Consider the following 23848-nt stretch of genomic DNA (forward strand, 5'->3'; position numbering starts at 1 on the left):
CCGCGCTTTGCTGCGAAGTCTGCGCTGCATCGGTAGGCGAGCCTCGGTTGTAGGCCACTGCAAAGTTTTACAGGCTTTTCATAGTTGAGTGATTCATGCGTAAACATAAGCTCTCCTGTTTTCTCATTGTGTGCAACGAAGGTGACCGACTCGATCGCTGTCTCAAAGGACTCGCGGGGTGGGTAGACCAACTGGTTATTTTAGATAGCGGAAGCTCGGACGATACCGTGGAAATAGCCAAACGCTATGGCGCAGAGGTTCATTGCACGGATTGGCCCGGTTTTGGAGCGCAGCGCAATCGAGCGTTGACCTATTGTCAGCATGAATGGGTGTTGAATATCGACGCTGATGAAGAGGTTACAAGAGAGCTGCGGGCTGAAATCGATCAATTTTTGAGCCAAGATGCCATCAAAGAGACCTTGGTCAAGATACCCTGGCAAACGATTTTATTTGGTAAGGCGGTTAACTTTGGTCGGTATGCATCGCCTCAGGGGAAGCTGTTTTATAAAAAAGGGGCGCGCTTTAAAGATGCCGCGGTGCACGAAACGTTGATCTTGCCCACTGAAACAGTTCACCGTTTGAGGGCCAAATTATTGCATTACAGTTGGCGTGATTATCGTCACCTTCAGGAAAAGCATATCCAGTACGCAGCGCTCAGTGCTGCTGATAAATTTAAATCGGGGAAACGCAGCTCTCTCCCCTACGCAAGCCTACGATTTTTTACTGACTTCACTCAGCAGTACCTGCTTCGGTTGGGCTTTTTAGATGGCTGGAGGGGTTTTTTGCTGGCTCTCGTACTGGGGCAATATGCCTTTAATAAATACGCAGGGCTGGTGGTTTTACAGCGCAGCACTCCTGTAAGCCAGGAGGGGTCTTTGTGATTTGTGACAATGTGACTCGATGCGCCTGCGCCGCGCTTAAATTACGGTCGCCCGAGATCTCCACTCCATGACCAACGTCAGTGTATTTATTGTCACCTTGAACGAGGCAGACACCATCGGTGCTACGGTCAAAAGTGTCGCCGGCTTTGATGAGGTTATTGTCGTTGACTCTGGCTCAACCGATGACACAGTGGCAATCGCTCGCCGTGAAGGTGCCCGGGTCTTACACCACGATTGGGAGGGGTTTTCTCAGCAAAAAGCCTTCGCTATGGGCTTATGCCGCAACGAATGGTGTTTAAATCTCGATGGCGACGAAGTTGTGCCGCCTTTGCTGTTGCAAGAACTCAAAGTATTGATTGCCTCAAATGAATGGGACCTTATCCGCCTGCGCATTGAGGACATATTCATGGGCGCTCCTATGCATCCTAGGTCTCGTAAACGGGCCATTACCCGTGCCTTTAAAAAGTCACTCGTGCGCTATCCAAGTGATCGACGGGTTCACGAAAACATTCAGGGAGAGGGTCGGCAGGTTACGACTCAGCACACACTGACCCACTGGGGGTACAACGACCTAGGGGTCTACGCGACCAAACACGTGCGCTACGCGAAGCTACGGGCACAGGACAAATTTCTTGCAGGAAAACGCTTCAGCGGTGTGAAATTACTGTTTATTTTCCCGGTCACGTTTATCAAGGTTTATCTGTTGCGCGGACTTATTTTTTCGGGTTGGCGTGGCTTGGTGCAAGCGACAGTCGAGTCCTTTTATGCGTTTATGAAAGAGGCCTATCTTTGGATGATCGAGAGAGACTCTGGCCGCTCCTAGCTTTTCACTTCAGGGGTGCTAGGTAGCACTGTCGTCGTTCAGCTGCAGAGTGCGCAATACCTCATCGACTTTGTTAATGACCTGAGACAGCGAAATGTCTTCCATTAACTGCGCACCTTTGAGCCTGGTGCCCCACTTTGGTGTCTTTGATGATTCTGGTTTAAGACGTTCTAGATTTTTGTGATAAGCGTCGATGGTTAGATTCTGATATTTATAGGGTCCCGTTCGCTGCGGGTTGCTGTGGGCATATAGCCCTATTGTTGGGGTATTTTGTGTAACAGCCATGTGGGCGGTCCCGCTGTCAGGTGCTATGACAAGACCGGCCTTTGCCACGACCGCCAGCAACTGCTTGAGGCTTGTTTGGCCGGCGAGATTAATCACATCGCAGTTTGCTGAGGCGACAATTTTTTGGGCTAACACGACTTCGGCTTCCGCTGGTGAGGCGGTTAGTACCACCCCATAGCCTCGGGTTTGGAGATGTTCGGCAAGTGCTGCATAGCGATCGACTAACCAGTTGCGTTCCGGATTACTGGCAGAGGGTGCAATCACCGCATAAGGCTGGTGTTCAGTGAGACGCTCTCTCACCCAAAGATGGTCTTCTTGGGCAATAGGAATAGCCCATGTGGGCTCAAAAGGCGGAACGCCCAGGGCATAGGCGAAATGCTGAAAGCCTTCGAGCACATGGGGCCTATCTGGCATGGTTGCTCGCCGGTTCACGACCAAGCCGTGCAGCTCTTTTGATAAGTGCTTGGGAAATCCCCATTTCGCTTTTGCCGGCACAGCCGTAGCTAACAGGTTGGCCCGAAAAGAAACCTGCATGTGCAGTAGTACATCGAACGGTTCAGGAATCGCCTTGAGCACATTTCTGAACCCGGCCAGTCCCAGTTTCTTGTCAAATATAATGAAGTTTATCCCGGGTAAATCGCCAATGAGTGCGGCTTCAGTTCGCCCGATGATCCAAGTAATTTCATCCTCGGGGGCATGACGCTGTATAGCTTGAACCGTTGCAACTGCATGGCAGACGTCACCAATGGCAGACAGGCGTATCAGACCTATGCGGCGTCCCTTAGGTTTTACCATGCCGCTACCTGATTCCTTTGTGCAGACCTGTTTTTTGCCTCGTAGGCTTGACACTGACGGTGGCACTCCAACGACACTTTGGGAAATATTGTTAAACAGTTCGCCATTGATTTAAGTGGCCTTCGAAATCACAAAGCGCCTAGTGTACGCTCAGTTAGGCTGGGAGCGGAACGTGGTGTTTGAGCAACCCCCAGAAAGCGAGGCTGCCGATGACGGCGGGCAATGTGAGTGTACGAGACATGAAAGCCGAGATAATTAACGTCGATGCTGGAAAAATATTGTTCGACGCAACCTGCGTGGTTAATCCGACCCGCGCTTTATTTGACAGCGCTCATTGGTCAAACCTCGAGGCTATTTCCGACGGGCGTGGAGCTGCACATTTCGTCGAGTACGAGGGCCAACGTTGGCTATTGAAGCCTTATTACCGTGGTGGCTTTATTCGCAAACTGTCTGAGAAATCGTACGTCTTTACCGGATATGAGCGCACGCGCATGTTTAGAGAGTTTAGGTTGCTCCAGTCTTTAATCGCGCTCGGGCTGCCGGTCCCAAAGCCGGTTGCTGTATTGGCTCAGCGTTCAAGTTGGCGCTACTCAGGGGCCATCATTCTCGAACGTCTCGATAACGTAACGTCGCTTCAGCGCCTAGTAGAAAATGAAGCCGTGAGGGGGGCGCAGTGGCAAGCTGTCGGTAGAACGGTAGCGCTATTTCACGATAACGGGGTAAATCATACCGACTTGAACGCTAGCAATATTTTATTGCGAGACGATGAGGTATTTATTATCGATTTTGATGGCTGCACCTTGAAGCCGGCCACGGGCGGCAGGTCTCGACGCGTTAATCTTGAGCGACTGCATCGCTCGCTGCTAAAGCAGCGGCAATTTTCTCAGGGATTGTCAGCAAAAGGTTGGTCACTTCTGGTATCGGCATATCACGATCAAGCCCGAATTTGATGTGGCCACACCGAGGTGTGGTTGAGTCGGGAGCAGTTGGTGAAAATTATGAGAAAGCGTCCCACTTTGGGTGCGAGCTGCTAAATGGTTAGCCCGCTGCAGGTGCTACCGGTGCCTGCGCAAGATAAGCCTGGATTCGCTGGGCGCTATCACGTCCTGAGGTAACGGCCCCCTCCATCCACCCATACCACCGTCTTGAGACATCGCCACCTGCAAAAATGACGGGGGGAGGGTTGTCTGCGAGCTGATGCCAGCCTTCGTGCTGTTTGGGCGCGGCAGATAGCCATGTTCCTTGTGCCAGTGGATCATTGAGCCAGTCATGGGACAAAAATTCATTGTGCCACTGGAGGTTAGGGTGTCTGGAGCGGACGGCTTGCCAGGATTTTTCCAAAGCACTGTCGTGGCAGGGGTCAGCAACCGCGAAGGTGGCAATCGCTGATGTTGAGGCCCCTTGTCGGCTGTAGACCTCTACAGCATTCGGCCATCCTGAGGAGTGAATAGGCTCGGGACAGCTGACCGAAGCCCAGCCTTTTGCGGCGGCGCCCGGGTGTCTCTCTTGAATGGCCCGGCGGGCCGCGCTTCCAATCTGAGCGTCTATATCCAGTGATGAAAGGACATTGACGGGAAGGGTGATGATGAGTGCTTTTGTGAGCAGCGTTCCATTAGGGCCTGCGATCTCAAAGCCCTCAAAGGTCTGTTGGATGCGTTGAACTCGCCAATCTAGGCGTATTTCCTTAGCCATGGTTTTCGCAATAGCCAAAGCCAAGGCTTGTGCGCCGCCACCAATACGCTGCTCATCTGCTTGAAAGGCCTCCTTTGCACCGCCAAAAGCCGCAACGTCATGCAGCACATTGATGGTGCTGTAGCGATGGGGGTCGGCTCCATGTAAAGCGAAGCCGTCCGCGAGGAGAAGATCTTTGGCAGCGGCGCATTCAGGACAGGCGCTTAGGTAGTCTGAGAACGATAAATCTAAGTGGCTCACCGCCCGATACCAATCGGGTCTTGTTGGGTCGACTTGCGCTGCGTCTGCATCTATTTTTTTTAGCAAGGTCTGATAGTCGGCGCTAACGCCTTGGGGGAGCGCGCTGACGAGGTCTTTGCAGCCGTCTGGTACAACCAGGGTAAGTGGTAGCGCTTGAGCTCCTCAACCATAGTGGGATGGGCCGCCGGAATGACCCATTCCGCGCCAAGATCGACACTGAGGCCGGTGTTAGCAAAAGGCGCCGTCCATGTTCGGCCGCCGACCCGATCACGGGCCTCCAGCACTGTAACTTGAATACCGGCTGCGACAAGCTCACGGGCTGCGACAAGTCCAGCTAACCCAGCGCCAAGGATGGTGACCTCGGATTTGTCTTGCATGGAAAAACTCCTTACACCAGGACGCCATAGCGATACATAAACGCTTTTAAAAATGCTGTACACAAACCTCATATTAAACACTGAGTGCAGTGTTGCCGAGAAAGCTCCGCTGAAACAATGACCTGAAGACGGCCTAGAGCGAGGTTGAAAATCTTTTGAACCCGGCTGCAAGCGTGGTTGAGCACGACAATATCAATTTACGGAGGTGTCTGGGCAGGTCAATCTTACCGACCAAAAACCCGATTGAGATACCTCCAGATCAGGGGGCAGTGGCTCCGAGAGCTTATTTCTGGTTGGGTACCATGATGCCGCTTTTGATAGTTTTGAGGTCGCCGTGTTGGTCTAACTTAGCGACCTTAGGATGTTCAGCACTCGATCAAATTGACAGGCATCTCGAGTACGTTAATGGCGAGGCCACCCCTAGCGGTCTCTTTGTATTTTTCCTGCATGTCACGTCCTGTGTCGCGCATGGTGCGAATGACCTGATCCAAGGATACAAAGTGCTTGCCGTCACCTCTCAGGGCCATTCTGGCAGCGCTGATCGCTTTAATAGCGCCCATCGCATTGCGTTCAATACAGGGCACTTGAACCAGCCCGCCGATAGGGTCACAGGTGAGGCCAAGGTTGTGTTCCATGGCAATTTCTGCGGCATTCTCTACCTGCTGAGGAGTCCCGCCTAAAGCATCAGCAAGGGCTCCCGCCGCCATTGAGCAGGCAGAACCCACTTCGCCCTGACATCCGACCTCAGCCCCTGATATGGAGGCATTAATTTTATACAAGGTGCCAATGGCGCCTGCCGTTAGTAGGAAGCGGCAGATATCCTCATCCCGAGCGCCCTTGCAATGCGCAAGATAATACTTAAGTACGGCAGGTAGTATGCCTGCTGCGCCGTTAGTGGGCGCTGTGACAATGCGTCCTCCCCCTGCGTTTTCCTCGTTGACCGCCAGGGCATAGAGCGTCACCCAATCCATGGTGTTGAGGGACTCGTCGCCCAAAGAATCCCCTTGACGCTTGAGTTGGCGGTGGAGTTGAGCGGCCCGCCGTTTGACTTTGAGCCCCCCCGGCATCACACCTTCAGTACTGCAGCCCCGGGTGATACAGGCATCCATAACGTCCCACAGCTCCAGTAACCTTTGGCGGATTTCAGTTTCGGGGCGCCAAGCACATTCATTGCTCATCATCAGTGCAGGGATTGATAGCCCATGCTCGCTGCACAGGGCCATCAACTGATCAGCGGTAGTGAAGGGGTAGGGCGTGGGCGTGGGATCATCGACAATAATGTCGGTCTGGTCTGCTGTCTCGTCAACAACAAAACCGCCACCTACCGAAAAATAAACGCGGCTTACTAGGGGGCTTTGGGTCTTACCAAAGGCCGAGAAACGCATACCGTTGGGGTGAAAGGGCAGAGTCTCGGTGCGATGCATGATGAGATCATCACGATAGTTAAAGTCGACTTCGTGGTAGCCCAGCAAAAGGATTTTTCCTGCTTCGCGTACCTGTGCTACACGGGCTGGAATGCTCTCGACATTAACTGTCTCGGGAGTTTCGCCAGATAAACCCAAGATAATCGCTTTCGGCGAACCGTGACCGGCCCCAGTAGCCCCGAGGGAGCCAAAAAGTTCTACGGTTACTCGGGTGCACTCAGTGATCTGCGCAGTGTCTTCCAATGTTTTGGTAAACAGACGCGCGGCATTCATGGGCCCTACCGTGTGGGAACTGGAAGGTCCAATACCGACTTTAAATAAATCAAAAACACTAATCGACACGGTCTTAATCCTGTGCCCTGAAACGCCTTTGAGCTTAACGTTGCAGCGATGGGTGCGCTACTGCCAAAAACGCCGTGTGGTGACGTTTTTAAGCACGGTGATTTCCCCATAAGCGGCTCAACCAGCGGCACTTTTGTGCTTTGACGCAGCTCGTAAGGCAAGCCGCGTCAATCCTAACCAAAAAAAGTGACGCGTTTCACTGTCTGTGCGGTGCCGGGTGGACTTCTAAGTATGAGGCGGTTGTTATGCATCACTCTTTGAAATTTTGACGGGTGATACACCCAGAGGTGCTGAGGTGTCGGCAGCTTTATTCATGGCTAATGCCCGGAGCACGCGTTCCAAAGACCCCCGCTGTGTACTACTGCGTGGTCATGGGTTCAGCGTGTTGTGTGCATGGTTGTTAGTTGGGTTATTCGGTTGTGAGAGCTCCACCAGCGAGCCTGCTGTCGAGCTTAAGCCCACTGATCGCGCCTATTTAGAGGCGCTTGTCGCTGAGCAAATACTTACGCTCCCTTCAAAAATCGACAAATACACCGAGCTAACTGGAGTGAGTGTCATACCCTCAGGACTTCGATACAAACTTCGCATGATTCACATGCCTGCTCACACTGTGGACCACGGCACGCTGAAGACCACCCGAGTTAACATCACCCAAAAAAGCTGCAGTGACGATAAAGAGCGATTCGAGCTCGAGGCGGGAGTCGCTCGCCACTATGTCGTTTATGGCATGGAAGACTTACCGGCGGGCAGATTTTTCGTCTCAGATGCAGCCTGTCGGTCTCAGTAGCTGAGCTGTGGCGCTGCGGCGGTTGTAGCAGTTAACTCCATTCATCGCTGCCTTTATCCTGCTACCAAGGTGAAGGCTTTTTCGCCCTTACTATTTGAGGGGGTGCTCAATAAGCAGTGTCGGTATGTCCAGAACATGTGACTTGATGGTGCAGACTCGGGTGCCTTTTTTTCGTCCTTCTCTTACTTCAGAGACCTCGATGCCTGTGTCATAGAGTCGCTGACGTGTGGCATCAATGTCGGCAGTTTTCAGGGCCAGTCCCCAAAGGCTATCCATTGCTTCAGACTTCTTTGAGGCAATGACTTCGATACTCATTGAGCTGGCACGAAAGAACAGCTGAGTTCCTCCCCATTGCGGTACCTCCTGTTCCAGCGCAAGTCGAATGCCCAGTTGATCACCGTAAAACCGTTTCGCGGCCTCTGCGTCTTGAGTCTGGACTACCACATGATCGACAGCGCTGATGGGTGCCGCTGCAGTGACCGGTGCCGGGGGTAGGAAGGATTCAGGGTCGTGGCATATACAGAAGGAAAAAATACCCCTTGCGGCGGCAGGATCCCAGAATAGATTGCTCCAATGGCGGGTATTACCACTTAAGTCATCGATGCCGTGGCTGGGGACTGGATCGCTGACTTCGAGTCCAGCACTTCTGGCACGCTGTAAAAATGCGCTGCTATTTTCGGTGCCAAATACCAGCCCGCCTAGGGCGTTAGGCTTTGATTTTAGTATCGCCGTAACCGCGTCAGCCCCTATGCCAGATCCTTGAGCGGCCAACAGTTCAATGTAGGTATTTTCTAGGTTAAACAGAGTGTTGGCCGTGCCATAGTCGGGATGACTGCCTTGCCAGCTGGGATCACGTCCTAATAAAAGCCCGTAATCCTTGCTCGCTTGAGCGAGGTCCGAAACGGCAATGATAAGGTGATCAAAGGTGGTGTCCTGTGAGCTCAAGGTAGGCTACTCCAAAAGAAAAAAATGAGATTGCGGTATCTGCCTTATTCGTACCTGGCCTGACGCGCAGGCTCCAAGTCTACAGGGACAAGGCCGGTGATTTCTCGCTATTTGGGGGAGTAGCAGTCGACCTGAGTGGCTGGGTCGCGCGATCGAGGCGCTGGGGACATCAAGTTCCTTCTGGCTTGCCGATGGGCGACGTGCCATGGCGGTCTCGCCACATGGCGATTAGCAGTGACAGCATCATGAAGAACATGACACCAGAAAAAGGCAGCGCGCCAATAATCATGACGGACCGCAGTGCTTCCAGCCCTCCCACCATGAGCAGGGTGATGATGACCAGCCCTAAAAGTAAACTCCAGAGCACAATGTGCTGCGAAGCGTGCTCCTGCTCGACGCCGCCGGAGACGATGGTATTGACGACCAATACCGCCGAGTCTGCAGAGGTGATCAGATAAGTTAGCAAGAGCAGCACACAGAGGCAGGTTATGGGGAATACCCAGGGCGCTTGAAACAGCACATCAACCGTTGCAAACAATTGCGCCGACAGATCAGCGTCCAAGATACTGCCCTGAGCAATTCCTGAAAGCTCTAAGTCCAGCGCTGTACCGCCGATAATACAAAGCCAGGCAAAGCACATGAGCGATGGCAGTATGATGGCTCCGATAGCGTACTCGCGCAGGGTGCGGCCGCGGGATACTCGGGCTAGAAACAGCCCAACAAATGGGGTGAAGGCGATCCACCACGCCCAATAAAAGATGGTCCAGTTAGATTGCCATTGCGCGAGCTCCAGCCCCTCCTGGGTTGACGGATCAGACCAAACCGTTGATGACATGGCGGGTAACGCTGCAAGGTAGTCATAGAGCCCTTGAACGAATACTTCTCCGGCGAACCAAGTCGCACCGAAAATCAGAAATATCAGTAAAAGAAGCCAAGAGAGCACCATATTTAAATTGGAAAGCCACTTAATGCCTCTGCCTAGTCCTGAGAGGGCTGACATCATGGCAGCTATTACAATGATGCCCACCGCAACTGCCAGGCCCAGCGTGGTGGGCTCATTTTCCTGAATAATCCATGACCAATGGGTAATGTGATGGGCCCCATAAGCCAATTGTGTTACCCCGTAACCAATAGTGACCGCGATGCCGATTAAGGTCGCAAGAATCGCAGCAGTATCAACGATACCCCCTAAAACGGTGTTGCTACGTGCACCTAACAGGGCACTAAAAGGTGAGCGTATTGTTAGCGGCATGCCCCGGCGGTAAGAAAAATAGGCCAGAGAAAGGCCGACAACCGCATAACAGGCCCAAGGCGTTAAACCATAGTGCAACAATGTCCACTTGTAAGCGGGGCGAACATTGCCCGCTGTTAATGCCTCGGCGTTGCCCATAATGACATCGGGGTTGTTGCCAAAGTGGTAAAGGGGTTCTGCCGTCGAATAGGTGAGCATCCCAACGCCAATACCTGCACCAAACATCATAGAGAACCATGCGAACCGGCTAAATTCCGGCTGTGTATCAGGCATGCCTAAACGCTGGGACCCTGTGCCGGGTAACAACGCCAAAATAATACATAAGCTCATGAACAAAGCCGTCGCACTTATGTACCAAACCCCAAAGACCTCGATCGTGGCAGTCTGTACAGCAAGGAGCGTGTCAGCCGCGTTGGGTGTTGTCGCCGTCCAGAGCACTAAAAGTACAATGATCAACTTCACTGATACTGCGATGCCGCGGTTATATCCGCGATAAAAACCTGAGGTTTCGACATGGGTCACTGGCTCAAACGACACGGTTAAACTCCTGTTGACCTTGAATCTTGCACCGGTACCTTCAGAGCAGCTACGAGCGCGTTGTATAAGTGAATCTTGTTTTTTTATCGTTATATAACGGATTCACCGAGCCCATCCGTTGTGGCCTAAAGTATCAGACCCGCTATGTATTGCCAGTGCTGACGTCAAACACTCCCCGTGGTAGGGCGCTAGGCAGGTGACCAAGGTTTTCTTGGCGTAAAAGCGCTTTGATTACTCCGCGACGATTGTTAATTTACGAAAAAGTTCTGGCTGAGGCGTTGGGCGGTTTGCTGGAATTCCGTTGGATTTTTTAAAGATGAGGGTGTTGCGCGTGTTTCGAATATTACTGGTTGCTTTACTCACTGCGGTGCATCTGCCGAATGCTCAGGCTCAGCCATCGGTCGCGCCTTTTGCACAACGTCCTGCCATTGAAAACAGTTTACTGGCTGAGCGTCTCGATGAGTTGCTCCCAAAACTCATGCGAGAACAGAATATCGACCTTTGGCTAGTGATCGCCAGAGAGTACAACGATGACCCTACGTTTTTGTCGCTGGTACCGAAACCCCGATTTACAGCACGCAGAACGACGATGCTGCTCTTTCACGATAGGGGTGTCGAAAAGGGCGTTGAGCGACTTACGATTAGTCGCTACCCCCTAGGGGAGCTGTACGAGCCAGCTTGGCAAGGGGGAGATCTTGACGCTCAATGGCGGCGCTTAGCTGAGTTGATTGAGGCGCGGGATCCTAACAGCATTGCAATCAATGTAAGTGATACATGGCCTGTGGCTGACGGTTTGAGTCATGGGTTATATAAAAAATTGGAAACGGCTTTGGGGCCAGACTTATCGGCGCGTTTGGTTTCTTCTGAAAATCTTGTGGTTCGCTGGCTGGAGACACGAATTCCTGCAGAGATCGAGGTTTGGCAGCGGGCTGTGGCCATTGCCCGGAGTACGATTGCCGAGGCCTTCAGCGAGCGTGTTATTACTCCGGGGGTGACCACGCTAGGAGAGGTGGCCTGGTTTATTCGAGAGCGCTTTGAGGCGGCGGGCCTTGCGCCGTGGTTTCATCCAGATGTCAATCGGCAGTGGCAGGGGGCGGACTACGGCAAAGCTGAGTTTTTGGGCGCAGGTTATACGCAAACCATTATTAGGCGTGGTGATTTGCTGCATACCGACGTTGGGCTCTGTTATCTCGGTTTGTGCACGGACACTCAGGAAATGGGGTACGTTTTAAAGCTGGGCGAAACAGCACCGCCCGCAGGGCTGGTGCAAGCCATGGCAACCGGTAATCTATGGCAAGACCTACTGACATCGCAGTTTCAAACCGGACGCAGTGGCAACGAAATTTTGGCAGCGGCGCAAGAACTGCTTCATGATAGAAACATCGACCATGCCATTTACACCCACCCACTGGGTGTTTTTGGACATGGACCAGGGCCCACCATAGGTATGTGGGATAATCAGGGGCCAACCCCGGGTCGAGGTGACTGGTTACTCTTTCCTATGACCGGTTATGCCATTGAGGGTCGGGTCACTGTGGCGATCCCCGAATGGAATAATGAACCTGTGCAGATGAAGCTAGAGCAGAGCGCTGTTTACGATGGCGACGAGGTGCGCTACCTGTCGGGCCGACAAACCCACTTACATGTAGTCAGGTAGGTTCCTCTGCTAGGTCCTGTATTTAGCTGTGTTGGTCGACGATGCACCCGCATCCAACGATGGCGTCATGGTGGATGGTGTGGCGATCTGACGAAAGGATGAGTGCCAAACTTTGGGTCAATACAAGCAAAAAAAATGACCCGTCAGGTATTACTCTTGAATGCGCCTTATCGCGCTGAGGCTCCCGGACATCTGATTTTTTGGCGTTATACTCTGAGAGTAACGCGGGCTTAAGACTGAGAGTTGGGAAAAAAAACCAAACATCACAAAGCGCAGCGGCACACACAAAGGACGAAGAAATAGGAGCAAGGGTTATGGCTATACGATGCCTAAAGGCGGTATTTCTCAGCACTTTCGTCCTATTGAGTATGGCTGCTTGGGCAGAAAAACAAGCTAACGTCGTTCTCGTGCTAATGGACAATTTTGGCTACGGTGAAATTGGCGTATACGGCGGTGGTGTTATGCGAGGCGCTCCTACTCCGCGCATCGACAGCATTGCGAGGGAAGGATTGCAGCTTACCAATTTCAACGTGGAGGCCGAATGCACGCCCTCTCGTTCGGCGCTAATGACGGGTCGATACGGGATTAGAACTCGGCAGCGCGCCAACCAGCCACCGAGAGGGGTTTGGTACGGCATCACTAAATGGGAGGTTACCCTGGCTGAACTTTTGTCCGACGCAGGTTATGCGACGGGCATTTTTGGTAAGTGGCATCTTGGTGATACCGAGGGACGTTTTCCCACTGATCAGGGATTTGATGAGTGGATAGGTTTACCGCGGTCATCAGACCGTGCGTTTTGGCCCGACAGCAACAGCTTTCAACCTAACAGCCACCCAAGTGCCAAATTTACTCATGTGATGTCTGCTTCCAAAGGTGAGCAGCCGGTGGAAGGTGCTGTTTATGATAGAGCGAAAAGAGCCATTATTGATCGCGAGATTACCGATCAAGCCATAGATTTTATGACGCGAATGTCGGGAGAAGGAAAGCCTTTCTTCGCGTATTTACCCTATACACAAACCCACGAACCGGTAGACCCCCATCCTGACTTTTATGGCAGCACGGGTAATGGCAGCTTTGCTGATGTTCTCGCCCAGACCGATGTTTACGTGGGTGAGTTGCTGGATACCGTGGAGAGCTTGGGTATACGTGAGGACACCATTTTCATCTTCACTTCGGATAACGGGCGCGAAGGTGTGCCTCGGTCATTTGGGTTTACCGGGCCTTGGCGTAGCGGCATGTTTTCACCTTACGAGGGCTCACTTCGGGTACCGTTTTTGGTGCGCTGGCCCGGCAAGATCCCGCCGGGTAGGGTGAGCAATGAAATGGTTCATCAAATGGATGTGTTCTCCACCGTAGCCAGTTTTACCGGTGTGCAGGTGCCGACAGACCGGGTCATAGACGGTGTCGACCAGTCCGACTTTTTTACGGGGAAATCAGAGCAGTCGGCGCGAGACTCGCTGGTCATTTATATCGGTAACACGCTGTTTGGTGCCAAGTGGCGTAACTGGAAAATTCTGCTGCGGGAAATGGATGAAGATGGTTACGGTATTAAAGAAATGGCCTACCCATCGGTATATAACCTGATCGTCGATCCCAAGGAAGAAGTCCCTGAGCTCAATTACCTTAACGATACTTGGGTCGATTTCCCGTTGTATCAGGTCATTGAAGATCACGAACTTTCGCTAGAAAATGATCCCGGCGCGCCGGGCCCTTAACCGCCTGAGGCGGCTACAATGGAGCAAAGAAAACTTAGTGAGTGTGACGAAAGCGGGAGCTCAGTGATGACGCAGGGTCGGGTGGTTAGTGTGCATGTTGGTGCGACAGGTACCTTAGATAAGGAAGCCGATCAGGCTTTAGAAATGGCCATTGATGGTATTGTCGGTGACCGTCACCGCGGAGCAACTCGCAAAGCGTGGGCTACCGGTGATAAGCAGGTCGGAGGCACGGTGCGGCGTAACGAGCGGCAGTGGTCAGCCATTGCCCACGAGGACGTCGAGAAAATTTCAGCGGCGATGTCCCTCGCCCAGCCTCTTACCGCAGGTGCCATTGCAGTAAATTTGTGTATTGAAGGTATTCCCGGCTTTTCAAGTTTGCCCCGGGGGACAACCCTGAGTTTTGAATCCGGTGTCGTGCTTATGGTGGAGGAATACAACCCTCCCTGCGGGGACATGGCCCTTCACGTTTCAAAAAACAACGTCACGACATCAGGAGAATCGCCCCCGCCACCTGCTTTTTCTGAAGCGGCAAAATTTTGTCGAGGACTTGTGGGGGTTGTCGAAGTACCCGGTTTCATTCGACCAGGCGATCAAGTAACGGTTGAAGCCGAGCCGTTGCCGAAGTGGCTTCGGACCTAGGTCGAATGACCGCATACGACACAATTATTATTGGTGGTGGCCACAACGGTTTAACCACCGCGGCCTATTTGGCAAGGGCTGGACAGCGTGTTTGTGTTTTAGAGCGGCGGCCCATTGTTGGTGGTGCCGCGGTCACGGAAGAGTTTCATCCCGGCTATCGAAACTCTGTATTTTCCTACGTGGTGAGTTTGCTTCGGCCTGAAGTCGTCAAAGATCTAGAGCTCGAGCGCTACGGCTATCAGCCTATACCCCTTGAAAATTCGCTCTATCTTGATTCGCGCGGGGACTACCTGTTGTTGACAGGGAATGAAGCTCATGACCGGGCGCAGTTTGCCAAGTTTTCCCCCACCGATTACGAAGCCTACATGGCCTTCGAGCAGGTTGTTGATCAGGTGGGTGGTTTATTGGCCAAGCAGTGGTTAAAAGAGCCGCCGCGACTGGGAGATCAGGGGGTCAGCGACCTTATCAGCATGTTGAAGTTGGGGGTCGATGTTTTCCGCCTCGATGCAGAATCGCGCTGGCGCTTGATGCAATTTTTTATTGGCGCCCCAGAAACCATTATTGATCGATGGTTTGAAAGTCCAAAAGTAAAAGCGATGGTAGCCGCACATATTATGCCGGCGAACTATGCACCTCTGAGCCAACCCGGGGCGAGTCTCGCCATGTTGCACCATGCTGTGGGGGAAATTGCGGGGCGCAAGGGTGCTTGGGGTTTGGTCAAAGGCGGCATGGGCAGCATTACTCAAGCGATGGCGCAGTCGGGTCAGGCTCATGGTGTGGAAATCAGAACCGACGCCTCGGTAGCAAAGATTAACGTCGAGAGCGGGCGGGTTTGCGGGGTGACGCTGGAAAGTGGTGAGGTAATACGAGCGCAAACTGTGGCAGCCAACACGGACCCCAAGCGAACATTTTTGAAATTGCTGGGTGCCGAGCATTTGCCCGCGTCTTTCAGCAAGGATATTGGCGCTTTTCGTCAAGAGTCAGCTTCGTTACGCATGAATTTAGCGCTTTCTGAGCTTCCCGATTTTTCAGCATTACCCAGCGGTGGAGCGTTGAGCCCTTGCCACAAGTCGAGCATTACGCTGATTGAAAGTGCGGAGCATCTCAACGAGGCCTTTCACAGTGCTCGCAAGGGTATACCGGCCAGTCCGCCGATAATTGAGGCGATTATCCCCAGTGCGATTGACCCTGACCTCGTCGATAAGCCCGGTCACCATGTGATGAGTCTACTGTGTAAATACATGCCCTATAAGCTGAGTGAAGGGCAATCCTGGGATGAGCAAAAGCCTGCGGTAATTGCGCAAATCTTGGATTATGTTGAAGGATTTATACCGGACATCAGGCGTATTTTGGTGGGTCATCAATGCATGACGCCTTTGGATTTGGAGCGTGTGCTAGGCCTCACAGGGGGCGATATTTGTCACGGTCGATTAGAGCCTGATCAGCTTTTCAATATGCGGCCCCACCCCGATGCGGCCCAGTATGCAACTCCGGTTCCGGGACTTTACCTCTGTGGTTCCGGGGCGCATCCGGGGGGCGGTGTGACTGGCGCTCCGGGGCATAACGCCGCTCAACGCATTCTTCGTGACCTCTAATATTGTGGCGTCTAAATCTTCACGACCTTGGTTAAAACGCCGACATAGGTAGTCGAGCCAGGCTAGCGCAGCGACACAAAAATACCCTCGCAAGACCTTATTTGAGTTGGCTGCTTAGAAGTGGGTGTGCCCCTTCTATGGCGCGCTGACTTTTGGGATGTAGCGGTGGCGTATGACATGCCATGCCAGTATCCCCAAGGGTATATGCAGCACCGCAGGGCCCAAGGCGAACCAGGGCTCTAGGCGCTCCCAATTCAAGGCGCCGCCGTAGTGTAGAAACCCCGCCGCGGTTTGATAGGGCCTGACGTAGTAATGCAATAACAGCCAAGGCATTGTTAACCCATAACCAACGAGTAGCACAGGCGCCAGAAGGGTGATTCGAGTCTCTTTCATACTTAGATCTTCACTAGGCGTTGTGTGCAGTTTGCTGCGATATGCGACTTCTGCTCCTGAAGGTGACTGTCCTCTAGAACCCATCCAGACACCGATTAGCGCTGCAACAATACCGAGTAGGGCCGGCTCAAAATAACTGGGTAGACTGATCAAGCCTAAGTAGTTGAGTCCTGCGGGAATGATATTCCCCGCAAGGCCCGACAACATACCCCAGCGCGCACCCCGGGCAGTAATCGATTTATTCCAGATACTGAGTAGGCCTACCGGGCCCCAGCTTGAGGCGAATACGGTACCAATGAAAATAGTTATCCAAAATACGTTGGGTGGTATCAAGATACTGAATACCAAAACGACCACACTGACTGTGCCCATTGCCATGCGGGTGACACCTAAGCTCGTTAGTTGTCTATCGGGCATCAGGTCACGACTAACACTAAAGCCCACGAGGGAGAGAAATGTTGATGCGGAGGAAAGTGCTGCCGCGACAATACCGGCGACCAGCAAAGCGCCCAGAAAAGTGGGCACTAGATGCGTTGCAGCCCAAATCAAGACGGTCTCTACGGGGTCTATGTTGGGGTTGGCCAGATTGATAAACCCGCCTATTCCATAAATCAGAATCTGCAGAAAAATCACCACAATGCAGGTGTAAATTGAGGCGCGTAAGACCACGTGCTCGCTTTTCGCCATTAGGTGTCGACTCGACTGCCAAGGGCTAACGGCATAAACCAGGCTCCAAGACAAATCGATGACCACAAACCAAATCAAAAAATCGATGGGGGTCGGCCAGCTCGTTCCCTCACCAATAATTCCATGCCAACTCGTCAGCCCAGGTTTCTCCTCTTGTTGAGTCAGGTCTTCTACAGCTTGCTGAATACCCCCGAATTCATCGAGAAGGTATCCCGCAAAAAAAAGAGTGGCGCCGGTGAACAGCAAAAACATCAGGGTATCGGAAAGGATGACACCGCGTGACCCGGCATAAAGGGTAAATATTGAATAGCTCAACCAGGCAATTACGACCGCAGCGACGTAACCAATGTCGGTTAATTCGGCGATTAGCAATGCTGCACCTTGAGTAACGACTAGCAGGTAGCCGCCCAAACCGATGATGACGGTTAACCCAGCGATACGTTGCACACCGGGGTCCGCAAAGCGCTCACCGAAGAAAGCAGCGACCGTCGTGGTTTCACTGCGGCGGAGGTAAGTACCAAAAAAAAGGGCACCGTAGATATAACCGGTCACTGTTATACCCGGTAGCAGCAGATAAGGTCCTAGTTGACCCTCATAGGTGAAGCCGGCTTCGCCCATAAATACGGTGGTACTCATGAGGCTCGCAACTAGTGTTCCAATAATGAGCAGCGTCGGAGCCTGCCGTCCCGCCACAAAGTAATCATCAAGATTTTTTACTTTACGCCCCGCGTAATTGCCGACGGCAATGAAGACTAGAACGCTGAGGGCTATGGCAATCGTAAAAAGATTCACAGAGCTGGGTTCCTGGTTTGTGCGGATAGGCAAATGCCGGGTGAGTCTTTACTTGAGATCGTTAGCAATAGTTTGGCTCTTTGTTTTAGGGCGTCTTGTGCGAGGTTCAGTCACAGGCAAGGAGCGGCAATACACATCACTGTCTATCCTGTTTGTCCCATCAGACTGTCTGCCAGATCTCTTACGGCCGCACTTGAAGCAATGCGCCCCTCAGAGAAAAAGGCCTCATGTCGATTCTCAATCTCCTCAGGCTCGTAGACATAGTTCACCATGACGCCGTAGGAAAGTTGTTTGCCACGCTCCGATTCGTCCCCCCGCCAGTGAATTTTGTCGAGCAGGGCGCCGTTGCCCAAATGAAATTTGGCCACAGGATCTATGGGCAGCTGATCCTTTTTTTCGTGTGTCAGGTAATGGGCGCATAAGGGGAGCAAGGTGTCCTGCACCAGCGGGTTGGCGTCAAAATTGTCATCTATGTCTTCAAGGTAGGTTTCTAGCCTATCCCAAACAGCCGCCGGCAAAGTGTGTGTTGTGGCTCCTTTGAGTGAAGCAGATACCCAAGCCCTGAAGCCGGGTATGGGGGATAGGGTTTCGAATCGCGTGAGCTGAGGAAATTCGCTACGCAGTTCTGAAGCGACTTGTTTTATTAGAAAGTTACCGAAGGAAATACCGCGAAGTCCCTTGTGACAATTACTGATCGAATAAAAAGTTGCCGTATTGGTTGTGGCGGTCGCTTCTAATATTCGATCTTCTTGAACCAGTGGGCCCACGGCACTACTGCTGCCATCTCTTAGAGCCACCTGCACAAATATAATAGGATCGTCTGGCATGGCAGGATGGAAATAGGCAAAGAGCCGCCGATCTTCCTTCAGACGACTTCTGAGGTCACCCCAGCCCCGAATCTCGTGTACGGCCTCATATTCGATGAGTTTTTCTAGCGTGCTGGCCGGTGAGTCCCAACTGATGCGGCGCAAACTTAAGAAGCCCAGATTGAACCAAATGAGCAGCAGTCGCTTGAGGTCGTCATCGACTTGCTTGAGTTGTGGGTGGGCACCTTCATGTTGTAGTAGATCACCTCTAAGCTTGACCAGACGGCCTGTGGCGTCGGGGACTTGGTTTAGGCGACGAAACAACCGGTTGCAGCGGGGCTCTAGTGCCTTGCGTAGCGTGTTCATGCTGGCCGGGTTGGGTTGCGCCTGATATTGAGCGGCTGCAGCGGCGACACCGGCTTGATCTACCAGAAAATCTTCGGCAAGGCCGCTGAAGAACGCGGCTTTTTCCTCAAAGGTTAATGCCTCGTAAGCGGATAAGATTTGTTCTGCAAGGGCTAACCCTGAGGCTTCGCCCTGATGCTCAACCAAATTTCCACAGGCGTCCAAAAGGGCACTAGGACCTACCAAGGTTTGATCATCGCCGCCCGATTTTTGCCGTAAGATCACCCGCCCTACGGCAAGAGCTGAGGCGAGCATTTTGGAAATGGGTATTCCAATATGCCATTTGCTCGAGGGCTTTGATTGCTCCATGTTCGGGTCCATTATTTAGAAAAGTGCCTTGAGTTTGGGTTTGACGACCTTACCCATGGCGTTGCGCGGTAACTCCGGGATGATCACAAGCTTTTTCGGCAGTTTATAGGACGACAGCTTACCCTCGCACCATGTTTTAAGTGTGTCGATATCCAATGTCTGGCCTTCCCGAAGCACAACGACAGCCGCGACAGACTCGCCCCAGGTGCGATCTTCAACTCCAAGAACTGCTATTTCAGCAATTGCCGGGTGAGCGAGAAGCTTTCCTTCAATTTCCAATGCTGACAGCTTGTAGCCCCCCGATTTAATAATATCGATGGAGGAGCGGCCCATAATTCGGAAATAACCCTCTTCAATAACGGCAATATCCCCGGTGCAAAACCAGCCATCTCTGAAACTGTCCATGGTGGCTTTCGGGTTGTTCCAGTACTCCAAAAATACGGTGTCGCTTTTGATGCGAATTTCCCCAGACGCGGAGGCTTCAGTGACTGGCTGATGGTCTTCACTAAACAGTTGCACGGTGACGCCGGGAAATGGCTGCCCTACGTAACCCGCTCGTCGCTCTCCCACGTAGGGGTTTGACAGGGCCATACCGATTTCTGTCATACCATAGCGCTCTAATAAAACTTGCCCCGTTAGCTGCTGCCAAGCTTCAAAAATTGCTACGGGGCAGGCAGCCGAGCCCGACACGTTGAGCCGCATAGCGCCAAACGCTGCCTTGATCGGCTGTGCTGTTGCTGCATCAAGACTTTCAAGATGATCAATCAACTTAACGTAGATGGTGGGCACCGCCATAAAAAGATTGTAGGTGCCTTTCACTGCCTCTGCGCATAGCTTTTCTATATCAAGCTTTTGCATGAGGTGGACGGTTGCACCTGCCCATAAGGCACAGCTAAGAACATTGATAATGCCGTGCACATGATGCAGGGGCAGGAAAAGAGGGATAGCGTCATTTTCAGACCAAGCCCAGGCGTCAACGAGTGTCGTGATCTGAGCTTTAATATTTTTATGGGTCGTCACAACGCCTTTGGGCAGGCTTGTAGTGCCGCTGGTAAAAATAATCAGAGCCCTTCGATCAGCGGATAGTTCGGGCATGGGCTTGAGATTGTCACTTAAAAGCTCAGCAACGGAGCTTAAGACAATGGCCAGTTTGTCGCACAGTGGCCTAATACGCTCAAGAAAAGGCGCTACTGCGACAAGACGCTTAACGCTGGTGCTGGTGAGGCAATGCTCAAGCTCGGCTTCAGCCGATGCGGTATTGAGTGGAATGGCGATGCCACCCGCACGCCATATACCGTGCATGACAGTCACGTATTCTGGGCTGGCGGGGATTAAGAATGCGATTCTCTCTTCGTTGAGGTCCTCTGCATTAGCAAGAATCCCACTGGCGAACCGCTGTACCTCCAGATCTACTTGGGAGTAGGTGTATTGATCATGCCCGTCTACGAGAGCAGGTTTGTCAGGGTTGCTGCGACTGAGGGGACTGTGCATGGTGTTTCCACCCCGATACTTAAAGTCCGTACTGTAAAGTCTGGATAACCATTAGGTCCAATATTTAACGGAGGCCGGCTGGTATCAGACATTGGTTGATTGATAGATCGCGACGCTTGCACAGGGCGCTCAGTACCTAACCCAGCCTCAAAGCAGGTCAAGGGCCTTGTAATAGGTCATGCCCACAGCGAGGATTGCCCGGCCCAGCAGCGGTCCACCGGGAAATGCCATGTGAGGGATGTTGGCCATTGCCTCAAAGCGGCTAGACTCCCCAGCAATTTTTTCTGCGGTTACCCTGGCCATCATGTGCGTAGGCGCAACGCCATGCCCTGAATACGCCTGAATGTAATGAATATTGTCAGAAAGCTGTCCCAGTTGCGGCATACGATTGATGCCAATGCCAATCCAACCACTCCAAGCATAATCGATGGCTGTATTTTCGAGCTCTGGAAAGACCTGAGTCATTTTTTTATACATCACGCCCTTTAAATTTTTTGGTTCCATGCCCGTGTAATTTGAGAGGCCACCAAATAGAAGTCGTCGGTCAGCTGACAGCCGAAAGTAGTCCAGAGCGGTTCTTGGATCACAGACTGCCACGTCTCCCGGTAAAATTTGCTGCGCAAGTTCTGGGGAGAGGGGAGCCGTTGCAATAACCGAGCTGGCAGAGGGAAGCACCTGTTTGCTTAGCTTGGGCACCAGCCCTCCCATGTAGGCATTGCCAGCCAAGACGACGGTTTTTGCGGTGATGCTGCCGGCTTCGGTTCGGACTACGGGCAGGGCCCCGGGTTCTATGGCTACTACGCGAGACTGTTCATAAATGGCGCCACCCAGAGCATTTAGCGCCTGCGCTTCCCCGATACACAAGTTGAGTGGGTGCAAATGGCCGTTGGCCGTGTTGTGTAAACCGCCCAGATAGCGGTCCGAGTTGACGTAGGTTTTGATCTCTTCTCGATCTAGCAGTGTGTAGGGGTGAGGGTTACCGATGGTTTTTTCAAAGGCCTGCCATTCAGCAAATTGCTTCATGTGTCGTGGCTTCAGCGCAACATCGCAGTAGCCCCACTTGAGATCGCACTGAATGTCATAACGCTCTACGCGCTCACGTATTACATCTCGCGCTTCGATACCCATTTGATAAATGTCACGAATCCCAGCCTCGCCGATTGATTTTTTAAAGCGCTCGGGCGTATGGCCAATGCCTCCAATAACCTGACCGCCATTGCGACCCGTGGCTCCCCAGCCAATACGGTTGGCCTCTATTAGAGCAACATCAAACCCACGCTCAGCGAGTTCAAGAGCGGTGTTTACCCCTGAAAAACCACCGCCAACAACGACCACATCGGCCTGTTTATCACCGGTTAAAGCGGGATAAGCGGTAGCCGTATTAGCGGAGGCGGCGTAAAACGAGTGGGTGTGCTCTTGGGTTTCTTTAAGTGCGCGTAAACCAAACATAATAAACCTCGGTGCGGTTGATCTTCTGTAGAGCGGCGTAGTGTATCTAATGAGGGGAGCCTTTGACTGGTACCCTATACGGCAGGTAGACAAGCGGCACAGTATTTTTTATTTTTTTGACCTCAACCTTCAGGCGGTGCACATCATGAACTATGCGGACCAAGCTGAACTCGACCGGTTTATGCAGCTGAATCCGGATATTGAGGTCATAGAGCTGATCATGCCTGATTTTTCTGGGATTCCGCGGTGTAAACGCATACAGAGATCAGAGTTCAAACGGCTCTTTAGCGGGACGTTTTTGTCGCCTCAATCGGCGCCCCTTTTGGGAGTTCGTGGCAATTTTTATGAAACCACGCCCTACCCAGAACTTGGGGGTGATCCCGATCAAATCATACGCCCCGTCGCCGGAACACTGGCAGTTGTGCCGTGGTATGAATCCCCTGTAGCCCAAGTCATGGTGGCTTACACCGATGAAAGTGGTGAACTCGATTGGGTCGATACCCGCTGCCCACTCGTGTCGGTATTAAATGAGTTCACGGCCTCTGGGCTTCATCCTACGGTGGCAACCGAACTTGAGTTCTATTTACTGGGCCACTCCGAAGGCGAGCGCCCGGCCCCACTCAAAGGGAATATTCCGGGTACTCAATGGGTTCAGGAGGGGATTCAGTACTGCATGCCTGACGATCTTTTTGATTGCGATGCCTTTTTAAACGACGTGCGCATCGCCAGCGAACTTCAGAATGTGCCTCTGACGGCCATTCACAGCGAGTTTTCACCGGGTCAGTGGGAGATAAATACGCACCATCAAACAGATGCGCTTTTGGCAGCGCAGCATGCGTTGCTGCTGCGGCGCATTGTAAAGGGCGTTGCGCGAAAACACGGGTTTGGGGCGACCTTTATGGCCAAGCCCTTTGCAGGAATTCCGGGCAGTGGCATGCACATTCATGCCAGCGTTTATGATGCGGCGGGCAACAATATTTTTGCTGCCCCCCAGTCTACTAATCCCCCCCAGTTGATGCCGCGATTGCGACACGCGGTGGCGGGCTTGGGAAGCCTGCTCGATGCGTCGATGTTGTGCTTTGCGCCGAACCCCAATTCTTACCGACGTGTGCAAGCGGGTGCACTGGCGCCCTCGGGAAAAAATTGGGGCTATGACCACCGTGACGTGGCGCTTCGTATTCCACGCTCCAATGAACAGAGCCGCCGTATTGAGCACCGCGTGGCGGGGGCTGATGCCAATCCCTACCTAGTGCTGGCAGCGGTTTTAGCAGGGGTTCATTGGGGTTTAGGTCAGGAGGGCGACCCTGGTGCGCCAGTGCCCAGAGAGGCCGACCTTTCTGAGGATGAAACGTCGCTACCCATTCGCCTAGATGACGCGATACGGTTTTTTTCGGAGAGTCGGGTTATGCAAAATTACTTAGGCGAAAAATTTGCCCGTGTCTATGGCGCTATTCGTCGGGGAGAGAGCAATGATTACTATAGCCAGATCCCTGACTTAGACTATCAGTGGTATTTAAGAGCGTTGTAACT

General features: G+C 52.5%; 19 protein-coding genes. 9 read left to right on the forward strand and 10 right to left on the reverse strand.

Features of this window, described 5'->3' with window-relative positions; translation table 11 throughout:
* Window positions 1-95: 95 nt before the first annotated feature.
* Window positions 96-881: a glycosyltransferase family 2 protein gene (locus ACMAZB_RS01215; protein WP_435218888.1), complete on the forward strand. Its 786-nt coding sequence runs from the start codon at window positions 96-98 to the stop codon at window positions 879-881.
* A 67-nt stretch (window positions 882-948) separates the two neighbouring features.
* Complete coding sequence (locus ACMAZB_RS01220) at window positions 949-1704, forward strand: glycosyltransferase family 2 protein (protein ID WP_435218890.1); 756 nt, start codon at window positions 949-951, stop codon at window positions 1702-1704.
* 18 nt (window positions 1705-1722) lie between these two features.
* Here the strand turns inward: ACMAZB_RS01220 and ACMAZB_RS01225 are convergent, their stop codons facing one another.
* Entirely contained in the window at window positions 1723-2784 is a 1062-nt protein-coding gene (locus tag ACMAZB_RS01225; RefSeq protein WP_435218892.1) for a glycosyltransferase family 9 protein, read from the reverse strand.
* Between the two features lie 179 nt (window positions 2785-2963).
* Between ACMAZB_RS01225 and ACMAZB_RS01230 the strand changes: the two genes are divergently transcribed.
* Window positions 2964-3734, forward strand: a complete 771-nt coding sequence (locus ACMAZB_RS01230) for a 3-deoxy-D-manno-octulosonic acid kinase (RefSeq protein WP_435218894.1) — start codon at window positions 2964-2966, stop codon at window positions 3732-3734.
* An 88-nt stretch (window positions 3735-3822) separates the two neighbouring features.
* On the opposite strand, the gene ACMAZB_RS01235 is transcribed toward ACMAZB_RS01230, so the two are convergent.
* The 3 genes from ACMAZB_RS01235 to ACMAZB_RS01245 form a co-directional block, all read right to left on the reverse strand.
* Entirely contained in the window at window positions 3823-4716 is an 894-nt protein-coding gene (locus ACMAZB_RS01235) for a flavin monoamine oxidase family protein (protein WP_435218896.1), read from the reverse strand.
* 59 nt (window positions 4717-4775) lie between these two features.
* Window positions 4776-5093, reverse strand: a complete 318-nt coding sequence (locus ACMAZB_RS01240; RefSeq protein WP_435218897.1) for a flavin monoamine oxidase family protein — start codon at window positions 5091-5093, stop codon at window positions 4776-4778.
* Between the two features lie 365 nt (window positions 5094-5458).
* Complete coding sequence (locus tag ACMAZB_RS01245) at window positions 5459-6859, reverse strand: L-serine ammonia-lyase (RefSeq protein WP_435218899.1); 1401 nt, start codon at window positions 6857-6859, stop codon at window positions 5459-5461.
* Window positions 6860-7154: 295 nt separating this feature from the next.
* On the opposite strand from ACMAZB_RS01245, the gene ACMAZB_RS01250 reads away from it, so the two are divergent.
* On the forward strand, window positions 7155-7646 hold the full coding sequence (locus tag ACMAZB_RS01250; RefSeq protein ID WP_435218901.1) for a hypothetical protein: 492 nt from the start codon (window positions 7155-7157) through the stop codon (window positions 7644-7646).
* Window positions 7647-7736: 90 nt separating this feature from the next.
* On the opposite strand, the gene ACMAZB_RS01255 is transcribed toward ACMAZB_RS01250, so the two are convergent.
* The gene (locus ACMAZB_RS01255; protein ID WP_435218903.1) at window positions 7737-8591 is read right to left on the reverse strand and encodes a VOC family protein; all 855 of its coding nucleotides are present in this window, start codon (window positions 8589-8591) and stop codon (window positions 7737-7739) included.
* Between the two features lie 169 nt (window positions 8592-8760).
* Window positions 8761-10380 carry a BCCT family transporter gene (locus ACMAZB_RS01260; protein WP_435218905.1) on the reverse strand — a complete coding sequence of 540 codons (1620 nt, stop codon included), beginning with the start codon at window positions 10378-10380 and terminating at the stop codon, window positions 8761-8763.
* Between the two features lie 331 nt (window positions 10381-10711).
* On the opposite strand from ACMAZB_RS01260, the gene ACMAZB_RS01265 reads away from it, so the two are divergent.
* The 4 genes from ACMAZB_RS01265 to ACMAZB_RS01280 all read left to right on the forward strand — a co-directional run bounded on the left by ACMAZB_RS01265 (window position 10712) and on the right by ACMAZB_RS01280 (window position 15986).
* On the forward strand, window positions 10712-12037 hold the full coding sequence (locus tag ACMAZB_RS01265; protein WP_435218907.1) for a M24 family metallopeptidase: 1326 nt from the start codon (window positions 10712-10714) through the stop codon (window positions 12035-12037).
* A 314-nt stretch (window positions 12038-12351) separates the two neighbouring features.
* The gene (locus ACMAZB_RS01270) at window positions 12352-13752 is read left to right on the forward strand and encodes an arylsulfatase (RefSeq protein ID WP_435218908.1); all 1401 of its coding nucleotides are present in this window, start codon (window positions 12352-12354) and stop codon (window positions 13750-13752) included.
* Between the two features lie 18 nt (window positions 13753-13770).
* Entirely contained in the window at window positions 13771-14391 is a 621-nt protein-coding gene (locus tag ACMAZB_RS01275; protein ID WP_435218909.1) for an MOSC domain-containing protein, read from the forward strand.
* A 5-nt stretch (window positions 14392-14396) separates the two neighbouring features.
* The gene (locus tag ACMAZB_RS01280; protein ID WP_435218910.1) at window positions 14397-15986 is read left to right on the forward strand and encodes a phytoene desaturase family protein; all 1590 of its coding nucleotides are present in this window, start codon (window positions 14397-14399) and stop codon (window positions 15984-15986) included.
* 135 nt (window positions 15987-16121) lie between these two features.
* On the opposite strand, the gene ACMAZB_RS01285 is transcribed toward ACMAZB_RS01280, so the two are convergent.
* The 4 genes from ACMAZB_RS01285 to ACMAZB_RS01300 all read right to left on the reverse strand — a co-directional run bounded on the left by ACMAZB_RS01285 (window position 16122) and on the right by ACMAZB_RS01300 (window position 22318).
* Window positions 16122-17858, reverse strand: coding sequence for a sodium:solute symporter family protein (locus tag ACMAZB_RS01285; protein WP_435218911.1), 1737 nt, complete (start codon window positions 17856-17858; stop codon window positions 16122-16124).
* Window positions 17859-18001: 143 nt separating this feature from the next.
* The gene (locus tag ACMAZB_RS01290; protein ID WP_435218913.1) at window positions 18002-19378 is read right to left on the reverse strand and encodes a malonyl-CoA decarboxylase domain-containing protein; all 1377 of its coding nucleotides are present in this window, start codon (window positions 19376-19378) and stop codon (window positions 18002-18004) included.
* 15 nt (window positions 19379-19393) lie between these two features.
* Window positions 19394-20869: an acyl-CoA synthetase gene (locus ACMAZB_RS01295; protein WP_435218915.1), complete on the reverse strand. Its 1476-nt coding sequence runs from the start codon at window positions 20867-20869 to the stop codon at window positions 19394-19396.
* Between the two features lie 147 nt (window positions 20870-21016).
* Window positions 21017-22318 (reverse strand): NAD(P)/FAD-dependent oxidoreductase, encoded by a 1302-nt coding sequence (locus ACMAZB_RS01300; protein WP_435218916.1) that lies wholly within the window; start codon window positions 22316-22318, stop codon window positions 21017-21019.
* Between the two features lie 49 nt (window positions 22319-22367).
* Here ACMAZB_RS01300 and ACMAZB_RS01305 point away from each other — a divergent pair, with 49 nt between their 5' ends.
* A complete protein-coding gene (locus tag ACMAZB_RS01305; protein WP_435220105.1) occupies window positions 22368-23846 on the forward strand; it encodes a glutamine synthetase family protein in 1479 nt (492 codons plus the stop codon).
* Window positions 23847-23848 lie beyond the last annotated feature (2 nt).

Origin of the sequence: Luminiphilus sp. nBUS_07, from assembly GCF_051201685.1 — a bacterium.
Lineage (GTDB): Bacteria > Pseudomonadota > Gammaproteobacteria > Pseudomonadales > Halieaceae > Luminiphilus.